The organism is Micromonospora sp. NPDC005215 (assembly GCF_040607915.1).
Taxonomy (GTDB): Bacteria; Actinomycetota; Actinomycetes; order Mycobacteriales; family Micromonosporaceae; genus Micromonospora.
In genome coordinates, this window is sequence record NZ_JBEXHQ010000003.1 from 196,705 (window position 1) to 214,600 (window position 17,896).

16 protein-coding genes, 1 tRNA gene and 1 other RNA gene are annotated in these 17,896 nt (G+C 69.9%); 14 read left to right on the forward strand and 4 right to left on the reverse strand.

The annotated features are described in order from the left end of the window. Positions 1–31: 31 nt before the first annotated feature. Positions 32–2,959, forward strand: a complete 2,928-nt coding sequence (secA, locus tag ABZU25_RS04450; protein ID WP_355027907.1) for a preprotein translocase subunit SecA — start codon at positions 32–34, stop codon at positions 2,957–2,959. 76 nt (positions 2,960–3,035) lie between these two features. Here the strand turns inward: secA and ABZU25_RS04455 are convergent, their stop codons facing one another. Both ABZU25_RS04455 and ABZU25_RS04460 read right to left on the reverse strand, forming a co-directional pair. Beyond that, positions 3,036–3,656 carry an Rv3235 family protein gene (locus ABZU25_RS04455; protein ID WP_355027908.1) on the reverse strand — a complete coding sequence of 207 codons (621 nt, stop codon included), beginning with the start codon at positions 3,654–3,656 and terminating at the stop codon, positions 3,036–3,038. Between the two features lie 122 nt (positions 3,657–3,778). Then, complete coding sequence (locus ABZU25_RS04460) at positions 3,779–4,006, reverse strand: helix-turn-helix domain-containing protein (protein WP_354817911.1); 228 nt, start codon at positions 4,004–4,006, stop codon at positions 3,779–3,781. A gap of 216 nt (positions 4,007–4,222) precedes the next feature. Between ABZU25_RS04460 and ABZU25_RS04465 the strand changes: the two genes are divergently transcribed. Further along, positions 4,223–4,732, forward strand: a complete 510-nt coding sequence (locus ABZU25_RS04465; protein WP_355027909.1) for a hypothetical protein — start codon at positions 4,223–4,225, stop codon at positions 4,730–4,732. 41 nt (positions 4,733–4,773) lie between these two features. Here ABZU25_RS04465 and ABZU25_RS04470 read toward each other — a convergent pair whose 3' ends face one another. Then, positions 4,774–5,856 (reverse strand): hypothetical protein, encoded by a 1,083-nt coding sequence (locus ABZU25_RS04470; protein WP_355027910.1) that lies wholly within the window; start codon positions 5,854–5,856, stop codon positions 4,774–4,776. A gap of 306 nt (positions 5,857–6,162) precedes the next feature. Here ABZU25_RS04470 and pruA point away from each other — a divergent pair, with 306 nt between their 5' ends. The 10 genes from pruA to ABZU25_RS04520 all read left to right on the forward strand — a co-directional run bounded on the left by pruA (position 6,163) and on the right by ABZU25_RS04520 (position 14,996). After that, positions 6,163–7,791, forward strand: a complete 1,629-nt coding sequence (gene pruA / locus ABZU25_RS04475; protein ID WP_355027911.1) for an L-glutamate gamma-semialdehyde dehydrogenase — start codon at positions 6,163–6,165, stop codon at positions 7,789–7,791. A 177-nt stretch (positions 7,792–7,968) separates the two neighbouring features. Beyond that, positions 7,969–8,484, forward strand: coding sequence for a PadR family transcriptional regulator (locus ABZU25_RS04480; protein ID WP_354941392.1), 516 nt, complete (start codon positions 7,969–7,971; stop codon positions 8,482–8,484). A 121-nt stretch (positions 8,485–8,605) separates the two neighbouring features. Continuing rightward, positions 8,606–9,727, forward strand: coding sequence for a peptide chain release factor 2 (gene prfB, locus ABZU25_RS04485; RefSeq protein WP_355027912.1), 1,122 nt, complete (start codon positions 8,606–8,608; stop codon positions 9,725–9,727). Positions 9,728–9,845: 118 nt separating this feature from the next. Continuing rightward, the gene (ftsE, locus tag ABZU25_RS04490) at positions 9,846–10,526 is read left to right on the forward strand and encodes a cell division ATP-binding protein FtsE (protein ID WP_272615658.1); all 681 of its coding nucleotides are present in this window, start codon (positions 9,846–9,848) and stop codon (positions 10,524–10,526) included. Between the two features lie 67 nt (positions 10,527–10,593). Continuing rightward, entirely contained in the window at positions 10,594–11,469 is an 876-nt protein-coding gene (ftsX, locus tag ABZU25_RS04495) for a permease-like cell division protein FtsX (protein WP_355027913.1), read from the forward strand. Positions 11,470–11,652: 183 nt separating this feature from the next. Continuing rightward, positions 11,653–12,132: an SsrA-binding protein SmpB gene (gene smpB, locus ABZU25_RS04500; RefSeq protein ID WP_355028000.1), complete on the forward strand. Its 480-nt coding sequence runs from the start codon at positions 11,653–11,655 to the stop codon at positions 12,130–12,132. A gap of 104 nt (positions 12,133–12,236) precedes the next feature. Then, positions 12,237–12,612, forward strand: a transfer-messenger RNA (tmRNA) gene (gene ssrA, locus ABZU25_RS04505). 78 nt (positions 12,613–12,690) lie between these two features. After that, positions 12,691–13,368, forward strand: a complete 678-nt coding sequence (locus ABZU25_RS04510) for a hypothetical protein (RefSeq protein ID WP_355027914.1) — start codon at positions 12,691–12,693, stop codon at positions 13,366–13,368. Between the two features lie 140 nt (positions 13,369–13,508). Further along, positions 13,509–13,997, forward strand: a complete 489-nt coding sequence (locus tag ABZU25_RS04515; RefSeq protein ID WP_355027915.1) for a hypothetical protein — start codon at positions 13,509–13,511, stop codon at positions 13,995–13,997. Between the two features lie 45 nt (positions 13,998–14,042). Then, positions 14,043–14,996, forward strand: coding sequence for a hypothetical protein (locus ABZU25_RS04520; protein ID WP_355027916.1), 954 nt, complete (start codon positions 14,043–14,045; stop codon positions 14,994–14,996). A gap of 30 nt (positions 14,997–15,026) precedes the next feature. Here ABZU25_RS04520 and mdlC read toward each other — a convergent pair whose 3' ends face one another. Continuing rightward, on the reverse strand, positions 15,027–16,622 hold the full coding sequence (gene mdlC / locus ABZU25_RS04525; protein ID WP_355027917.1) for a benzoylformate decarboxylase: 1,596 nt from the start codon (positions 16,620–16,622) through the stop codon (positions 15,027–15,029). A gap of 322 nt (positions 16,623–16,944) precedes the next feature. On the opposite strand from mdlC, the gene ABZU25_RS04530 reads away from it, so the two are divergent. Both ABZU25_RS04530 and ABZU25_RS04535 read left to right on the forward strand, forming a co-directional pair. Continuing rightward, positions 16,945–17,535 (forward strand): YqgE/AlgH family protein, encoded by a 591-nt coding sequence (locus ABZU25_RS04530; protein ID WP_355027918.1) that lies wholly within the window; start codon positions 16,945–16,947, stop codon positions 17,533–17,535. Between the two features lie 87 nt (positions 17,536–17,622). Beyond that, a tRNA-Ala gene (locus ABZU25_RS04535) sits at positions 17,623–17,695 on the forward strand. Positions 17,696–17,896: the final 201 nt, after the last annotated feature.

A 17,896-nucleotide genomic window follows, 5' to 3' on the forward strand; every position in this document is an offset into this window, starting at 1 on the left:
GGTTCGAGACTGTCTAGGGGAGCGTTGATCCGTGTCGATTCTGGAAAAGGTCCTTAACGCGGGCGAGGGCCGCATGGTGCGCCGGCTCAAGGCCATCGCCGCCGCCGTCACCTCGATCGAGGACGACTACGTCAACCTCACCGACGAGGAACTGGCCGGCATGACCGAACAGTTCCGGGAGCGGCTCGCCGATGGGGAGACCCTCGACGACCTGCTGCCGGAGGCGTTCGGGGTGGCCCGCGAGGCGGCTGCCCGGGTGCTCGGCCAGCGCCCGTACGACGTCCAGGTGATGGGCGGCGCGGCGCTGCACTTCGGCAACATCGCCGAGATGAAGACCGGTGAGGGCAAGACGCTGACCTCGGTCATGGCCGTCTACCTCAACGCGCTGTCCGGCAAGGGCGTGCACGTGATCACGGTCAACGACTACCTCGCCCAGCGTGACGCGGCGTGGATGGGTCGGGTGCACGAGTTCCTCGGGCTGACCGTCGGCGTGGTGCTGCCCAACCGGCCGGCCACCGAGCACAAGGCCGCCTACGAGTGCGACATCACCTACGGCACCAACAACGAGTTCGGCTTCGACTACCTGCGCGACAACATGGCCTGGTCGAAGGACGAGCTGGTGCAGCGCGGCCACAACTTCGCAGTGGTCGACGAGGTCGACTCCATCCTGATCGACGAGGCCCGCACCCCGCTGATCATCTCCGGCCCGGCCGAGCACTCGGCCCGCTGGTACGGCGAGTTCGCCGGGGTGGTGGCCCGGCTCCAGCCCGGCACCGACGGCGAGGGCGACTACGAGGTCGACTACTCCAAGCGCACCATCGCGGTGACGGAGCGGGGTGTCGCCAAGGTCGAGGACCGGCTCGGCATCGACAACCTGTACGAGTCGGTAAACACTCCGCTGGTCGGCTACCTCAACAACGCCATCAAGGCCAAGGAGCTCTACAAGCGCGACAAGGACTACATCGTCAGCGACGGTGAGGTCCTGATCGTCGACGAGTTCACCGGTCGCATCCTGCACGGCCGCCGCTACAACGAGGGCATGCACCAGGCGATCGAGGCCAAGGAGGGGGTGGAGATCAAGCAGGAGAACCAGACTCTTGCCACCATCACCCTGCAGAACTACTTCCGCCTCTACGAGAAGCTGTCCGGGATGACCGGTACGGCGCAGACCGAGGCGAGCGAGTTCAACAAGGTCTACAAGGTCGGCGTCGTGACGATCCCGACCCACCGCCCGATGGTCCGCGAGGACCGGCCGGACGTCATCTACAAGACCGAGAAGGCCAAGTTCAACGCCGTCATCGAGGACATCGCCGAGCGGCACCAGCTGGGCCAGCCGGTGCTGGTCGGCACCGTCTCGGTGGAAAACTCCGAGATCCTCTCCCAGCTGCTGCGCCGACGGGGCATCCCGCACAACGTGCTGAACGCCAAGTTCCACGCCCGGGAGGCCGAGATCATCGCCCAGGCCGGGCGTAAGGGCGGGGTCACCGTGGCCACCAACATGGCCGGCCGCGGCACCGACATCCTGCTCGGCGGCAACCCCGAGTTCCTCGCCGCGAACGAGCTGCGCCAGCGCGGGCTCGACCCGCTGGAGAACGAGGAGGAGTACGCCAAGGCGATGGAGGAGGTCCTGCCCACGTGGAAGCAGGCCTGCGACGCCGAGGCGGACGAGGTCGCCGCCGCCGGTGGCCTCTACGTGCTGGGCACCGAGCGGCACGAGTCCCGGCGGATCGACAACCAGCTGCGCGGTCGCGCCGGCCGGCAGGGTGACCCGGGCGAGTCCCGTTTCTACCTGTCCCTCCAGGACGAGCTGATGCGGCGGTTCCGGGCCGGGGCGGTCGAGGCGGTGATGGAGCGCTTCAACATCCCGGAGGACGTGCCCATCGAGTCGAAGATGGTCAGCAAGCAGATCAAGAGCGCCCAGGCCCAGATCGAGGGCCAGAACGCCGAGATCCGGAAAAACGTGCTGAAGTACGACGAGGTGCTCAACAAGCAGCGCCAGGTCGTCTACGCCGAGCGGCTCCGGGTGCTCAACGGTGAGGACCTCTCCGAGCAGGTCCGCAACATGATCGACGACACCGTCGAGGCGTACGTGCGGGGGGCCACCTCCGACGGCTACGGCGAGGACTGGGACCTTGAGCAGCTCTGGTCCAGCCTGAAGCAGCTCTACCCGGTCGGCGTGACGATCGAGGAGTTGGAGGAGGAGGCCGGCGGCTCGCGGGCCGGCATGGACGGCGACTTCCTGGTCGCCCGCCTCAAGGACGACGCCAACGCCGCGTACGACCGGCGTGAGGAGGAGCTCGGCACCGAGGGCGTGCGTCAGCTCGAGCGGATGGTGCTGCTCCAGGTCATCGACCGCAAGTGGCGCGAGCACCTCTACGAGATGGACTACCTCCAGGAGGGCATCAACCTTCGGGCGTACGCCCAGCGCGACCCGGTGGTGGAATACCAGCGCGAGGGCTTCGACATGTTCGCCACCATGATGGAGGGCATCAAGGAGGAGACGGTCGGCTTCCTCTACAACATGGACGTCCAGGTGACCGAACCGGAGGCGGACGCGGGCTCGGAAGAGGTCACGCTGCTCGACAAGCCGGTGGAGATCCGGGCCAAGGGCCTCAACCAGGCACCGCGGCGGCAGGGCCTGCAATACTCGGCTCCCACAATCGACGGCGAGGCCAGCCCTGGCGCTCCCGTCATCGAGCAGGCCGAGCAGCAGGCTCCGGCGCTTGGTGTGGGCCGCCCGGCCCCGGGCGCTCCGGCGGCACCGGGCCGGACCGCTCCGTCCGCCCCGCAACGCCCGTCCGCCGGGCTACGCGGCCCCGCGGTTCCGTCGGCCGCCTCCCGTCGGCCGGCAGCGAACCAGGCCGAGGCGAGCAACGGCCCGTCCCGCAACGCGCCGTGCCCGTGTGGCTCGGGCCGTAAGTACAAGCGCTGCCACGGCGCCCCCAACGGCGGCAACTGACCGACACGACAGCACCTGACCAACGGGTCCCGGCCGACCAGGCCGGGACCCGTTCGGCGTCTCCAGCCGTCCGCGGTCAGAGGACGTGCAGGGCGGTGCAGAGCCAGCGACCCCGGCGATGCTCCAGCCGGAGTGCCATCGCCCAACTCCTACCGCCCGCACCGGCGAGGACAGCTGCTGCCTCCACCGCTGCCTCCCGGGGCTCGCAGACACGCATGCGGAGCAACCGGACCAGTGGCCGGCCGGCTCGGCGGCGAGGTGGCCCCGCCCGCCCGGACGCGCGGACCAACCCGGTCAGCAACTCACCCGCGCGGACCAACTCGGTCAGCAGGTCACCTGCTCGGGCAGGGTCGAGCAGTGCCCGCACCTGCGCCGGCGAACGGTAGCCGTTGATCACTTCAAGGCAACTGCCGACGAACCGATGGGCGGCTCGGGTGGCTTCCGGGGCGGTCGTTGGCGGCGCCGGTGTGACCGGGTGGGTGGTTGACCGGCTGGGCACGGCGCGGAGGGCGGCCCGGCGTTGTGGTGGCCGGACGGGGTCTGGGCGGGTCGAGGCGAACAGGTCGAGGGCGAGCTGACCGTGGGTCGGCACCGGCCAGTACGACCCGTCGATCTCGTCGGCGTATGGCGGGTCGACGGGCGGGACGGGGCGCAGTCGCACCGATGGCCGGGAAGGTCCGGGTCGCGCCTCGCTCATCGTGCCCCCTTGATCTTGCGTTTGCCTTCGTTTGCCTCCGGTGTCATCGAGTTTGGACGATAGACCGGCGTCGGTCAATGGCTCGGGGGCTCAACTCATCACTGCGCGTGGTGAGGCGGTGGCTACTCCGGGTCGCGGTCGACAAGTGGGTTGCTCTGCACCCAGTCAGCGGTTTCATGGTATTTACGGGTTATGTACTCTTCCAGGCGCGCGCGCTCGACCCGCCACTGGCCGCGTCCACCGATCTTGATCGCCGGCAGTTCACCGCTGCGCACCATGTGGTAGACCTGCGAGTCCGACACGTTCAGCTCAGTGGCGACGTCGGAGAGCAGCAGGAACCTTGGCTCCACAGAAACTCCCGGGGTTGATGTCGTTTGGCTCAGTTTGCCATCGACGGCCCAGGCCGCCCAGCACTGGCCGCTCCGCCGGCAGGTCCGACCGCACGGGACACGCCGGGCGGGAACTTCCACCGGCCGGAGTCGGGGTGTATGACGGTCACGGCGTGCGGCATGATCTGCGCCCGTGCCGGCGGACGCCGGTGGAGGACGAAGCGGGGGAGACGACCGGTGACCGATGAGCTTGTCCGGGTGTACGTGCCGGCGACCGTACCGATGTTGGCCCGACTGCGCGCGGAAGGGCTGGCCGCCGACCAGGCGCACGCGGTGACCCCGGCGCTGCGCGAGTGGTACGCCGAAGGTGACGAGGAGGAGTTGGAGTACGTCGCGTTCACCAGGGCCGCCCAGGAGGCGCTGCACCTGCTCCGGGCCGACCCGACCGCTCCCCGCCGCCGCGTCGTCGTCTCGGTCGACCTGCCGGCCAGCGCGCTCGGGCGGGGCGACGGTGAGTTGGGTTCCAGCACTGTGACGTTGGCCGAGGCCGTGCCGGTGGGTGCCGTCGCGTCCCTGCACGTGGACAGCGCGGACGCGGTCGAGGAGGTTGCCGCGGCGGCCGAGGTGGTGGCCGAGGCTGCTGCCGGCGATCCCGATGCCCAGTTCACAGTTGATGGCGCGGAGGACCACGAACTGGAGTGGTACGACGTGACGGAGCTGGACCTGCTGCTACACGCGGCCAGCTGAGTCGACCGCCGGAACACCGGCCGTCGTGCCAACGACGGCCGTCAGCGGGCCGGATCCGCCCTGGCCGCGTCCGGTTCGAACGCCTCGGCCGGGTCCGGCTCGTCGTCCTCCGGGTCGACCTGGTCCGCGACGGCGTCCGGGTTGTCGGCCGGTTCGTCGTCGGTGTGGGCCGGGCCGAGCGTGCGGCCGAACGCGACAAGCGTGGTCAGCGCCCCCACGAAGAGCACCCAGATCCCGTTGTCCACCCGCGAGGTGCCCAGCGAGGTCTGTGCCACCGCGTCCGCCTCGCTGAGTGCGCTGGCCAGATCGAGCAGCGACCGGCCACCGACCCGGATGATCACCTCGGCGAGCAGCAGGAGCAGTCCCGGCCCAGCACCGGCGAGCAGGTACGCCGGCCAGCGCAGCGCCGGAGCGGCAGGATCGCGGCGAGCCATCCGGCGGTGCGCCCAGGTCAGATAGCCGAAGGCGAGCAGCCCGGCGAGCAACCCCGCGACGAGCGACTCGGTGCGCGACACCCACTTGGCCGCGTCGACCACCGACTGTTGGCTGTCGCCGGCGCCGAAGAGGTCGAACAGCGGGTCCCGGGCCTGGCTGAACGCGACAACGAAGGCCAGCGTGCCCAGTGCGGCGGTCACCACCGCACCGACTGCCGGGGCGGTCCGCGCGGCGGCCACCGCGCCACCGATGATCGCCGCTGCCGCGGTGGTGCCGGCGATCACGTTGGTGGTCGAGGTGTCGAAGTAGGTGAGGTTGATGGCCAGCGCGGCCGCCAGCCCGACCAGCATTCCGCCGCCGATCGCCCCGGCGAAGCGCAGGGTGGCCCAGTCGCCGTACCGGCGGGCCAGCAGGTTGCCGCCGGCCAGCGCGACGGCCGCCCCGCAGACCAGCGCGGCCGAGATCACGCCGGGCAGAGCGAACGCGGAGAGGCTGATCGCTGTCACCCCGGCCGCCGCCGAGGTGATGGCCTCCCGGGTGGACCAGAGCATGGCGGCCAGCCAGCCGAGGGCCAGCAGGGCGAGCACCGCCGCGCCGGGCGCGGGCAGCGGCCGGCTGCTGGGGCTCGCCTCGTCGGCCGCCGGCTCGTGCGACTCCGCGGCCGGGACGCGGCCGGGCTGCTTGGTCATCGTCTCCCCTTCGAGGCGGCAGGTCACCGACCATTCAGGGTACGCGGGCCCGCTGGGACCTCCGCCGCCGCAGACGACCGGGACGCGGGCGGGTCGTCGGATCGAACCCGGTCGGTAAGGAGAGGAGGGGTGGGCCGGTCCTTGGTGGAAGGCGATGGCGGAGGCAGGGTGTGCAGCCCTTCGTGGGAGAATTACGGGAGGTCCCGCCGCTGCTCGGCCCGCCCGTGCGGCGACCGGTGTCCGACCGCCCGGTCGGCGCCCGCGGGTCCGGTTTCGCCACTGCTGTCGAGATCGCCAGGAGCCTTGATGGATGCCGTGTTCTCCGTTCCCGAGCCGCGCAACGAGCCGGTTCGCAACTACGAGCCGGGCAGCCCCGACCGGGACCGGCTCCAGCGGCGGCTGACCGAGCTCGCCGCCGAGCGCATCGACCTGCCGATGACCATCGGCGGTGAGCAGCGGATGGCCGCCGGTGAGTCGATCGACGTGGTGCAGCCGCACCGGCACGCGCACGTGCTGGGCGTGACCGCGCACGCCACCCACGAGGACGCGCGCGCCGCGATCAAGGCGGCCAAGGATGCCGCTCCGATGTGGCGGGCGCTGCCCTTCGAGGAGCGGGCTGCGATCTTCCTGCGCGCCGCCGAGCTGCTCGCCGGCCCGTGGCGCGACACCCTCAACGCCGCCACAATGCTCGGCCAGTCGAAGACCGCGATCCAGGCGGAGATCGACTCGGCGTGCGAGTTCATCGACTTCCTCCGGTTCAACGTGCACTTCGCGCGGCGTCTGCTGGAGGAGCAGCCGGCGTCCTCTCCCGGCGTCTGGAACCGCTTCGACCACCGCCCGCTTGAGGGTTTCGTCTACGCGGTCACCCCGTTCAACTTCACCGCCATCGCCGGCAACCTGCCGTCGGCGCCGGCCCTGCTGGGCAACACGGTGATCTGGAAGCCGGGTCCGACCCAGCAGTTCGCCGCGCACTTCACCATGCGGCTGTTCGAGGCCGCCGGCCTGCCGCCCGGTGTGATCAACATGGTCACCGGTCGGGGCGAGGAGGTCTCGGACGTGGTGCTCGCCGACCCGGACCTGGCCGGCATCCACTTCACCGGCTCGACAAAGGTCTTCCAGCAGTTGTGGCGGACCGTCGGCGACAACATCGCCCGTTACCGGGGCTACCCGCGCCTCGTCGGCGAGACCGGCGGCAAGGACTTCGTGGTCGCGCACACCAGCGCCGACGTGGATGCCCTGCACACCGCGCTGATCCGCGGCGCGTACGAGTACCAGGGGCAGAAGTGCTCGGCGGCCTCGCGGGCGTACGTGCCGCGCTCGATCTGGGAGGGTGGGCTGCGGGACCGGCTGGCCGCCACCACGGACTCGCTGACCTACGGGGACGTGGCCGACTTCGGCAACTTCGGCGGCGCGGTGATCGACGACAGGGCGTTCGCCCGGCACACCGCCGCGCTGGAGCTGATCGGCGGTGACGACTCCTGCCGGGTGCTGGCCGGTGGCACCGCCGACGACTCGGTCGGCTACTTCGTCCGGCCGACGCTCTTCGAGTGCGGCGATGCCGCCCACGAGACCTTCACCACTGAATACTTCGGGCCGATCCTGGGCGTGCACGTGTTCGACGACGCCCGCTTCGACGACGCTGTCGCGCAGGCCGAGTCGATCGCGCCGTACGCGCTGACCGGCTCGGTGTTCGCCACCGACCGCCGGGTGGTCGACGCGGTCGCCGAGCGCATGCGGTACGCGGCGGGCAACTTCTACATCAACGACAAGCCGACCGGCGCGGTGGTCGGGCAGCAGCCGTTCGGTGGCGCTCGGGCCAGCGGCACCAACGACAAGGCGGGCTCCTGGCTCAACCTGGTCCGCTGGGTGTCGCCGCGGACGATCAAGGAGACCTTCGTGCCGCCGACCGACCACACGTACCCCCACATGGGCTGACCTGCGGCGACGACCCGCCGGCGGCGCGCGGTGCCGCCGGCGGGTCGGCCCAGGGTCGTGATCCATCGATGGTCCTGAACGGACAGTCTGTCACCGACAGTGCACTTAGGAAGTCCTGTTGGGTGGCAAACCGGCAAATCCTGGACGCCGGGTGCGCAAAGTGGCAGCGTAGGCGGCATGGCGGATTCCGGAGTCAACCCTACGGCGGCGGCCCTGCTCGGCCTCCTCCATGAGGGCCCGATGACAGGTGGTCAGTTGATGGCCGCTGCTGAGCGCCGTCTGGCGCCGTACTGGTCGATGACGCGCAGTCAGGTCTACCGCGAGTTGCCGGTGCTGGCCGAGCGGGGATTCGTGCGGCTCGGGAAGCCGGGGCCGCGGATGAGCCAGCCGTACGCGCTCACCGCCACCGGGAAACGGACATTCTCCCGCTGGCTGGCCGAGAACCCGGGGCGGGACACCATCCGCAACCCGATCGCGCTGCGGATGGCCTTCGGCAACCTGCACTCCGCCAGCCAGTTGAAGGGCCTGTACGCCTCGGCGAACGAATACCACACCGAGGCCCTCGCCCAGGTCCGGGAGCAGGTGAAGAACGCCAAACGGGATGGGGAGACGTACGACGCCAGCGCGCTGGAGTTCGCCGTCGCCTATCACCGGGCTGCCCTGTCCTGGTTGAAGTCCGCTCCGGTCGGGTGATCTCCGGCGGGTTCGCCCGGCGGGAACGAGCTGCTCGGCGCAGGGCCGCGGAGTGCCGCTTTTGCGCGGGCCCGCGGGGCTCGCAAGCTCAATCGTCGCCCGCGCAGTACGCTTACCTGTCGTGACCGCTGCCGATTACGCCGAACAGCTCAAGGAACTCGACGCGACCCTGCGAAACATCGAGGCCGTCCTCAACCTCGACCGACTCCACGAGGACAAGGCCCGCCTTGAGCAGGAGGCTTCCGCCCCCGACCTGTGGGACGACCAGGCCAAGGCTCAGCAGGTGACCTCGCAGCTGTCGTACGTCAACGGCGAGATCAGCAAGCTGGGCAGCCTCCGGTCCGGCCTTGACGACGCCCAGGTGTTGTTGGAGCTGGCCGAGGCCGAGGCCGACCCGGGCGTGCTGACCGAGGTCGAATCGGAGATCACCGGGTTGACGAAGGCCATCCAGGAGATGGAGGTTCGCACCCTGCTCTCCGGCGAGTACGACTCCCGCGAGGCGCTGGTCGCCATCCGCGCGGGCGCCGGTGGCGTGGACGCGGCGGACTTCGCCGAGATGCTGCTGCGGATGTACCTGCGCTGGGCGGAGCGGCACGGCTACCCGACCGAGGTCTACGAGACCTCCTACGCCGAGGAGGCGGGTCTGAAGTCGGCCACCTTCGCGGTCAAGGTGCCCTACGCGTACGGCACGCTCAGCGTCGAGTCGGGCACCCACCGGTTGGTCCGGATCAGCCCGTTCGACAACCAGGGCCGCCGGCAGACCAGCTTCGCGGGCGTCGAGGTCCTGCCGGTCACCGAACAGACCGACAGCATCGACATCCCGGAGAACGAGGTACGCGTCGACGTCTACCGCTCCTCCGGCCCCGGTGGGCAGAGCGTCAACACCACCGACTCGGCGGTCCGGTTGACCCACATCCCGACCGGCATCGTGGTCACCTGTCAGAACGAGAAGTCCCAACTGCAGAACAAGGCCTCCGCGCTGCGGGTGCTCCAGGCCCGGCTGCTGGAGCGCAAGCGCCAGGAGGAGCAGGCCAAGTTGGAGGGGCTCAAGGAGAACGCCGCCGGTTCGTGGGGCGACCAGATGCGCTCCTACGTCCTGCACCCGTATCAGATGGTGAAGGATCTCCGAACCGAGCAGGAGACCGGCAATCCGAGCGCGGTGTTCGACGGCGATCTGGACGGTTTCATCGAGGCGGGGATCCGTTGGCGCAAGCAGCGGCAACTCGCCGGCGACGGAGCGTAACGACACGCGGGCGGAACGCGTCATCGATCTCCAGGTAGAGGCCTGATTCGACGACTCGTGCCGGATCGGCGGGGCGTGGGGCTTGGCTCAGTTGTTACACCGCGTAGACTCACCACCCGTGATTCAGCTTGAGCAAGTGACGAAGACGTACCCGAAGGCGTCCCGGCCTTCGCTCGACAACGTGTCCGTCTCGATCGAGAAGGGCGAGTTCGTCTTCTTCATCGGTCCATCCGGCTCCGGCAAGTCCACAATCATCAAGATGCTGCTGCACGAGGTCGCCCCCAACAAGGGCCGCGTCGTCGTCAACGGCAAGGACGTCACGTCGATGCGTTCCTGGAAGCGACCCCACTTCCGGCGCTCGATCGGCTGTGTCTTCCAGGACTTCCGGCTGCTGCCGAACCGCACCGCGTACGAGAACGTGGCGTTCGCCCTTGAGGTGATCGGCAAGACCAAGGCGGTTGCCCGCCGGGTCGTGCCGGAGGTGCTGGAGCTGGTCGGGCTCGGTGGCAAGGAGCACCGCTACCCGCACGAGCTCTCCGGTGGTGAGCAGCAGCGGGTCGCCGTCGCCCGGGCGTTCGTGAACCGTCCGCTGATCCTGCTGGCGGACGAGCCCACCGGAAACCTGGACCCGGACACCTCGATCGAGATCATGCGCCTGCTGGACCGGATCAACCGCACCGGCACGACCGTCGTGATGGTCACCCACGACTCCAACATCGTCAACCAGATGCGCCGCCGCGTCGTCGAGATCGAGAGCGGTCGTGTCGTGCGTGACCAGGCCCGCGGCGTCTACGGGTGAGCCGGCTCTCCACCCCTGCGCAGCCTGACGACGAACACTTCATGCCGGAGACCCGGAGGAAATCCCGATGCGCGTGAAATACGTCCTGTCCGAGGTACTGGTCGGACTGTGGCGCAACGTGACCATGTCCATCGCGATGATCATCACGATGGCGGTCTCGCTGACCATGCTCGGCGCCAGCGGTCTCATGTACCGCCAGGTCGACGACATGAAGGTCACCTACTACAAGAACATCGAAGTCTCGATCTTCTTGAAGCAGGAGGTGAGCGAGCAGGAGCGCACCGACCTCAACGCCAAGCTCGACAGCGACCCCCTGGTCAAGGAGGTCTTCTACGTCAACAAGGACGAGGCGTACAAGAAGTTCAAGGTCATGTACCAGGACGCGCCCGACCTGGTGAACGTGGTCAAGCCAGACCAGCTGCCCGAGTCGTTCCGGCTCAAGCTGAACAACCCGGAGCAGTACAAGGACATCTACGAGCAGTACAAGAACACCGCCGGTGTCGACGAGATCATCGACCAGAGCCGACTGCTCGACAAGATCTTCAACATCCTCACCTCGATCCAGAACATCGCCCTGGCTGCCGCCACCGTGATGGCGATCGCCGCCCTGCTGCTTGTCGCGAACACCATCCAGGTGGCCGCGTACAGCAAGCGGCGTGAGGTGGCGGTCATGAAGCTGGTCGGCGCATCCAACTGGTTCATCCAGGCGCCGTTCGTGCTGGAGGCCGTGGTGGCCGGTCTGGTCGGCTCGCTGCTCGGTCTGGTGGCCCTGGTCGCGGCGAAGTATCTGCTCTTCGACCGCTCGTTGAGCGCGTTGCAGGGTCTGCTCTCGCCGATCTCCTGGGGCGACATCCTTGTCATCTTCCCGCTGATGGCTGGCGTCGGTGGCCTGATCAGCGCGGGCACCGCCTGGATCACCCTGCGCTTCTACCTGCGGGTCTAGGCACCGTACGGGTCGTCCCGTCTCCCGAGGACCCTCCCGCCGCCGGAAATAAACGGCGCGGGAGGGTCCTTGTCAATGAGGCTTGTTCGGGCGGCCCTGACGATGGCACGACCTGTAGCATGATCGGTTGTTCGGCCGAGGTGAGTTCGGGGCCCGGACAGCGGAGGAGAGGGGGTGGCACCGATGCCACGGGAGAAGGGGCGCAAGGTGGTCGCCTCCAACAAGAAGGCACGCCACGACTACGCCATCCTCGACACGTACGAGGCCGGCATGGCGCTGACCGGTACCGAGGTCAAGTCGCTGCGGGCGGGGCGAGCGTCGCTTGTCGACGCGTTCGCCCAGGAACGTGACGGCGAGCTTTTTCTGCACGCCATGCACATCCCGGAGTACACCCAGGGCACGTGGACCAACCACGAGCCCCGGCGTACCCGCAAGCTGCTGCTCAACCGCGGCGAGATCGACAAGCTCGTCGGCAAGACCCGCGAGGGCGGTCTGACGATCGTTCCGTTGCAAGTCTACTTCTCCGACGGCTGGGCCAAGGTCGAGATCGCCCTGGCCAAGGGCAAGAAGTCGTACGACAAGCGTCAGGACCTCGCCAAGCGGGACGCGGACCGGGAGATCGCCCGGGTGTCCGGTCGGCGCGGCAAGGGGATGGACGAGTAGATAGTCCCGTTTGCCCGGTTCGGGCACCGGCCCCGGGCCTCGGGATGAAAGCCGTTGCGGCAGGCGTTAGTCTTGTCAGTGCCACCACATCGGTGGCCTGTCGAGGGGGTGACTGGTTTCGACTTCGTACGCAGCGACAGGGGAAGCGAGCCGAGGAAGCCGACGTCGTCTCGAGAATCGGTCGTCGGAACTTTATAAGCGCCAATAACCAACGCGCTGACTTCGCTCTCGCCGCCTGAGGCGAGTAGCTAAGTCTGTCGGTCTGGGAACGCCTTCGTCCCAGTAGCCGGCATCAGCTAGGAGGCTGGCCAACCGGACCCGGTCGCGGGGTCCGTGCGGCGAGATTAATCAGCGACTGGGCCCGTCACACCAACTTGCTCGCGTGAGCGGTGGGGCCGAGTAGAGGCACAGCGAGCTGCGCTCGGAGAAGCCCTGTCAAACCGGCGAAGGACCCGGGTTCGATTCCCGGCACCTCCACCACCTCGAGCGAAGCGCCCCGGCCCACCAGCCGGGGCGCTTCGTCGTGTGCGGGCCGGCTGCCCCTACGCTGCCCCTGTGATGAACCAGGAGCTGCGACTGTCGGTGGGTGCCTCACCCTCCCAGCGCACGTGGGCGGTGGTGGTGGGCGTCTTCGTCGCAGCCGTCGGTACGGCATTCGTGGCGCTGCCGCTGATCGCCGGCGGGGTGCTGGGCCGGCTGTCCGGCCCGGGTGACCCGTTCTCCTCCTATGAGGAGGCTCGCGACGTGCCGCCGGGGATGCTGCCACCCGCGCTGCGGGACACCGACAGTGGCGCGGAACGGGCCGGGCTGAGCCCGTTCATCGGGCTCTGCGGCCTGCCGTTCGTCCTGCTCAGCATCTACCTGGTGCTGCGGGTGCTCCGCACGGCGGCATGGCTGGAGGGCAGCCACGTACGGGTCCGGGGCGCGTTTCGGACGCGCGGCGTCGACCTCGCCACCGCCCGGATCGACGCCGCGGCCCTGTCGGATCGCGACGCGGCGGACGACGTCCCGGCGGGTGGGCAGCGGGCACCCGCCATCATCGCGACCGACCACGCGGATGGACGGCGGGTCACCGTCCCGTTGCATGGCATGGGGCTGGCCGGCCTGCCCCCGTCCGAGTTGCGCGCGCTGGCCGACGCGATCACGACGGGCCGGCCCGTCGACGGTCGGGACGGCGACGCACACGCCGTCGCCCGCCAACTGCGCCGCCTGGCGGAGCACCCTAAGCTCGGCTGAGCGGCGGTGTCCGTTTCCGCTGGGACCTGCGTGGCTTCTGGGAGCAGTGGGACAGATGAGCAGTCTCCGGGGCCTTTACAGGCCGGGTCGGGCGGGCTCACCATCGCGGTATGGGGTAGCAGCACAGCGCGGGAGGTGCCATGGTCACCGGTCCGGTCCAGCAGTCGTCGCTCGTCGCCCGACCGTCCGCCACACCGCACCATCCCATCGGGTTGCCCGGTGAGCCACGCCCGGCCGGGCTGGCCGGAGACGTCCACGCGTTCGGCCGGGCCGTCACCGCGCCCCCCACCGAGCCGTGCTGGCGTGAACAGGTCCTGCTCCGGCTGCGCCCGGTGGGGCAGGGGTTCGCCGAGCACGTCCACGCCACCGAGGGCCCGGCCGGGCTCTACCGGGAGTTGCTCACCCAGTCGCCACGGCTGCACCACGGGGTGCGGTTGCTGACCCGGGAGCACGCGGGGATCATCGCGGCGATCCTTGCCGTGCAGCGGATCGCCGAGCAGCCCGAGGTCGACCCCGACGAGCTGCGGCACCGGGCCGGGCACCTGCTGCGGAGGTTGGCCCGGCATCGGCGGCGCGGCGCCGACCTGCTGTGGGAGGCGTACCAGACGGATCTGGGTGGCGAAACCTGAGCAGTCGACGGGAACCGGGGGGTCGACGGCGGCGTCGAACCGGACATGCGTCGACCAGCCCTGCTGCTCGTACTCCCGTTGCTGCTCGTGGCAAGTTGCGCCACGACCGGCGCAGATCCGGCCGGCGGACCCCGCAGTCCCGCGCACCGCGCGGAGGCGTTCGACAAGCGGGCCGCCGAGGTCGCCGAGGCGTGGCGGCCCAGCCCCGACTGGCGGGCCGGGTACGTCCCGCTGGAGGGGCCCACCGTGCTCACCGGTGACCCGCGCTTCACCCCCGACACCGAGGCGGCCTTCCGGGCCGGGTGGTACCGCGCAGAGGTCGCGATACCGCCCACCCGGGTCGGCGGCGAGATCCGCTTCCCGGACGGCCGGCTGACGCTGCCGCTGGTCAGCGCCGCCGAGGCGTACCGGCAACTGGACCAGGGTGATCCGCTGCCCTGCCCGGGGCGACCGAAGCGGCCCGGCCGGCCGACCCCCGGCGGCCCCACCGTCGAACCGGGGCCGGACGGGTGGACCAGCAGCGGGGCGCAGACGGCCTGTCTGTCACTCACCGTCACCGCTGTCACGTTCGGTGCCGTGCCGGTCCGCACGAGCCGGGGCGAGGCTCAGGTCCCGGCCTGGCTGTTCACCATCAAGGAGTTGGCCACGCCGGTCGCTCGGCTCGCCGTCGCACCGACCGCGGTGACGCCCTTCCCCGCGCCGACCGTGCCGGCCCGTCCGCTGTCGGACGGTCTGGTGGGCGCCCAAAACCTGACGGCGATCGACGGTGCCCGGCTGACCGTGCAGCTCGGCGTCGGCGCCTGTGACACCGGCATCACGCCGTTGGTGTGGGAACGGCCGGACGCCGTGGTCGTCGGTGGCAGCATCACCCGGGCCACCGGCGAGTGCATCGCCGTGCTCAAGCTGGCAGCGGTCACCGTCACCCTCGGGGCGCCGCTGGGCGCCCGGCCGGTGCTGGACGTGTTCACCGGCGCCCCCCTGTCGATCGCCCCCCGCTGACGGGGCGGCACCGGAGCTGACGGGCCGGTATCAGAGGATGCTTGGCACGTCGGTGCTGATCGGCACCGGCAGCACGGTCGGCCGGTCGGCACGCAGCCCGGTGGCGAGCGCCGTGCCGAGCTGGTCGGGCGTCTGGACCACCTCGGTGGCGCAGCCGTAGCCGGCCGCGATCGCCACGATGTCCAACCCCGGCAGGTCCAGGCCGGGCACCCCGGGAGTGTCCTTCAGCTCGGCGAACGCCTTGAGGATCGCGTACTGCTGATTGACCGGAACGATGACCACCAGCGGCAGTGCGAGACGCGCGGCGGTCCACAACGCCTGCACCGAGTAGTGGAACGAGCCGTCGCCGATGACCGCCACCACCGGACGGCCGCGCCCGGTGTCCCGCTCGGCGAGTGCCACCCCGATCGCGGCCGGCAGGCCGTAGCCGAGGCCGCCGCTGGCCATCGTGAAGTACGACGCCGGGCGGCTGATCCGCAGTCGCCGACGCAGTGCGGACAGATTGGACGGTGACTCCTGCACCAGCACGCCGTCCGCCGGCCAGTGCGCGGCCAGCCCGGCGAACAGGGCGTCGGCGCTCAGCGGGGCGGTGATCTCCGGCGGGGTCAGTGCGTCCCGGGGTGCGGGCGGTGGCCGGTCGGCCGGCGGCACCCGGTCCAGCAGCGCGGTCAGGGTCAGCCCCGGGTCGCCGAGCAGGCTGTCCCCGACCGGGGCGCGGGCGGCCTCGTCGGGGTCGTCCGTGACGTGTAGCAGCCGGGCGCCGTCGGGTAGGTGCCCGCCCGGCACGTACGGGTAGTAGCGGAACACCGGAGCGCCGACGACAAGCACCGTGTCGTGTCCGCTCAGCGCCTCGGCGAGCGGACCGATCGCGTACGGCAGCACCCCGCGGAAGTGCGGGTGGTCCTCGGGGAACACGGCGCGTTCGGGTGCGGGGGCCGACCAGACCGGTGCGGCCAGCCGCTCGGCGAGCGCGACAGCGGTCGGCCAGCTGCCGGAGCGGTCCACCCCCGGCCCGTACACCAGCACCGGGTTGTCGCTGCCGGCCAGGATCCGGGCGAACTCGTCAAGCCGTTGGGGGTCCGGCGCGAACCGGGTGGCCACCGTGCGCGGTGCGGGCAGCGGGTCGGCCGGCTGGGCCCAGTCGTCCATCGGCAGGGAGAGGAAGACCGGCCCGGCTGGTGGCTGCACCGCCGTCGCGTACGCCCGCAGCAACGCCGCGGGGATGTCCTGCGCCCGAGCCGGCTCGTAGGCCCACTTGACGTACGGCTGCGGAAGCTCGGTGGGCCGCCGGTTGGCCAGCCGAGGTTCGAGCAGCAGCATCTCCCGGGTCTGCTGCCCGGCCGTGACGATCAGCGGGGTCTTGTTGTGCCAGGCGGTCACCAGGTTGCCCATGCCGTTGCCGGTGCCCGGGGCGGTGTGCAGGTTGACGTGGGCGGCTGTCCCGCTGGCCTGGGCGTAGCCGTCGGCCATCGCGACCGCCGTCGCTTCCTGGAGCGCGTGGACGTAGTGGAAGTCGGCGGGGAAGTCCCGCAGGAACGGCTCCTCCGTCGAGCCGGGGTTACCGAAGACGGTGGTCATGCCGAGGATGCGGAGCACGTCGTACGTCGCGTCCCGGACCGTTGCCATCGCCACCCGCCTTCGTGTCGCGGGAGGGACGACAGCAGTCGTCCCTCCCGATCAGCCGAATCTATCGGGATGGGACGGACCTTTCGGGTGTTTCCCCGTCGTCGGTGGTCCGGATCGGTCGATCACCAGGAGGTTCGGAGTCGGGGTCAACAACCCGCTGTCTTAACTGTCTGATCACCTGCCGGTCAGACCTTAGCCAGCACCCGGGACGCAGGCTATGGTGCCAGGCATGGCGTTGACAGCACGGTTGATCTCGATGCACCGGGCGGATCCGGCAGATGACCGATCCCCGGCGCGGGCTCACGGTTGACGGGTGTGTGGGATGCAGGGAGAGGGTCAGGCGATCGGCGGACGAGCGATGGAGTCGATGACCGGGCGACTACTGGTCGCGACTCCGGCGCTCAAGGACCCGAACTTCGACCGTACGGTGGTGCTGCTTGTCGCCCACGAGCCGGGCGGTGCGCTCGGCGTGGTGCTGAACCGGGCCACCGAGGTGCCGGTGGCCGAGGTGCTCGGCGACTGGAGTGATCTGGCCCGCTACCCGGCGGTGCTCTTCGAGGGCGGGCCGGTGCAGCCTGACTCGGCCATCTGCCTGGCCCGCATGCGGCACCCGATGCGCCGGCTCAAGGGCTTCCACCAAGTCTCCGGAGCGGTCGGCACTATCGACCTCTCGGTCGACCCGGAGCGGCTGCGGGAGAGTATCGGCGGCATCCGCGTCTTCGCCGGCTACTCCGGCTGGGGCAGTGGCCAGTTGGAGCAGGAGATCGCCGACGGCTCCTGGTTCCTGCTGGACGGGCTGCCCGGTGACGCCTTCGTCGACCGGCCCGACGATCTGTGGCCGATGGTGTTGCGCCGACAGGGCGGGATGATGGCCGCGGTCGCCCACTTCCCGCCGGACGTCGCGCTCAACTGACCGGCCCCGGCGGGGACCCCGCGAGATGACCATGCCAGCCGTTCTGTGTATAGTTTCCCAGTGCCCGGGCGACCGGGACGACAACAAGGGGCCGTGGCGCAGCTGGTAGCGCACCACACTGGCAGTGTGGGGGTCAGGGGTTCGAGTCCCCTCGGCTCCACCTTGAAGTAGCAGGTCAAGGGCTTGCTCGCTGATCGTGGCGAGCAAGCCCTTGATCATTTGACCCCCATTCGACCCCGGACGGGGTCCCATGACCCGGCAGAACGAATTATGTGACGGCCGTCACTCCGCTGGCCTTGGATGATCGTGGGGCGGACGGGATGGCACCCGGTGACCGGCCCCAGCCCGGCCAACATCTCGT

What these genes read in the sequence shown, in the direction of transcription:
- ABZU25_RS04480 (WP_354941392.1), top strand. Translation starts at nt 7,969, where the DNA reads ATGGCGGATTCCGGAGTCAACCCTACGGCGGCGGCCCTGCTCGGCCTC.
- ABZU25_RS04520 (WP_355027916.1), top strand. Translation starts at nt 14,043, where the DNA reads ATGCGTCGACCAGCCCTGCTGCTCGTACTCCCGTTGCTGCTCGTGGCA.
- smpB (WP_355028000.1), top strand. Translation starts at nt 11,653, where the DNA reads ATGCCACGGGAGAAGGGGCGCAAGGTGGTCGCCTCCAACAAGAAGGCA.
- mdlC (WP_355027917.1), bottom strand. Translation starts at nt 16,622, where the DNA reads ATGGCAACGGTCCGGGACGCGACGTACGACGTGCTCCGCATCCTCGGC.
- ABZU25_RS04510 (WP_355027914.1), top strand. Translation starts at nt 12,691, where the DNA reads ATGAACCAGGAGCTGCGACTGTCGGTGGGTGCCTCACCCTCCCAGCGC.
- ABZU25_RS04470 (WP_355027910.1), bottom strand. Translation starts at nt 5,856, where the DNA reads ATGACCAAGCAGCCCGGCCGCGTCCCGGCCGCGGAGTCGCACGAGCCG.
- pruA (WP_355027911.1), top strand. Translation starts at nt 6,163, where the DNA reads ATGGATGCCGTGTTCTCCGTTCCCGAGCCGCGCAACGAGCCGGTTCGC.
- ABZU25_RS04455 (WP_355027908.1), bottom strand. Translation starts at nt 3,656, where the DNA reads ATGAGCGAGGCGCGACCCGGACCTTCCCGGCCATCGGTGCGACTGCGC.
- ftsX (WP_355027913.1), top strand. Translation starts at nt 10,594, where the DNA reads ATGCGCGTGAAATACGTCCTGTCCGAGGTACTGGTCGGACTGTGGCGC.
- ABZU25_RS04530 (WP_355027918.1), top strand. Translation starts at nt 16,945, where the DNA reads ATGCAGGGAGAGGGTCAGGCGATCGGCGGACGAGCGATGGAGTCGATG.
- ABZU25_RS04515 (WP_355027915.1), top strand. Translation starts at nt 13,509, where the DNA reads ATGGTCACCGGTCCGGTCCAGCAGTCGTCGCTCGTCGCCCGACCGTCC.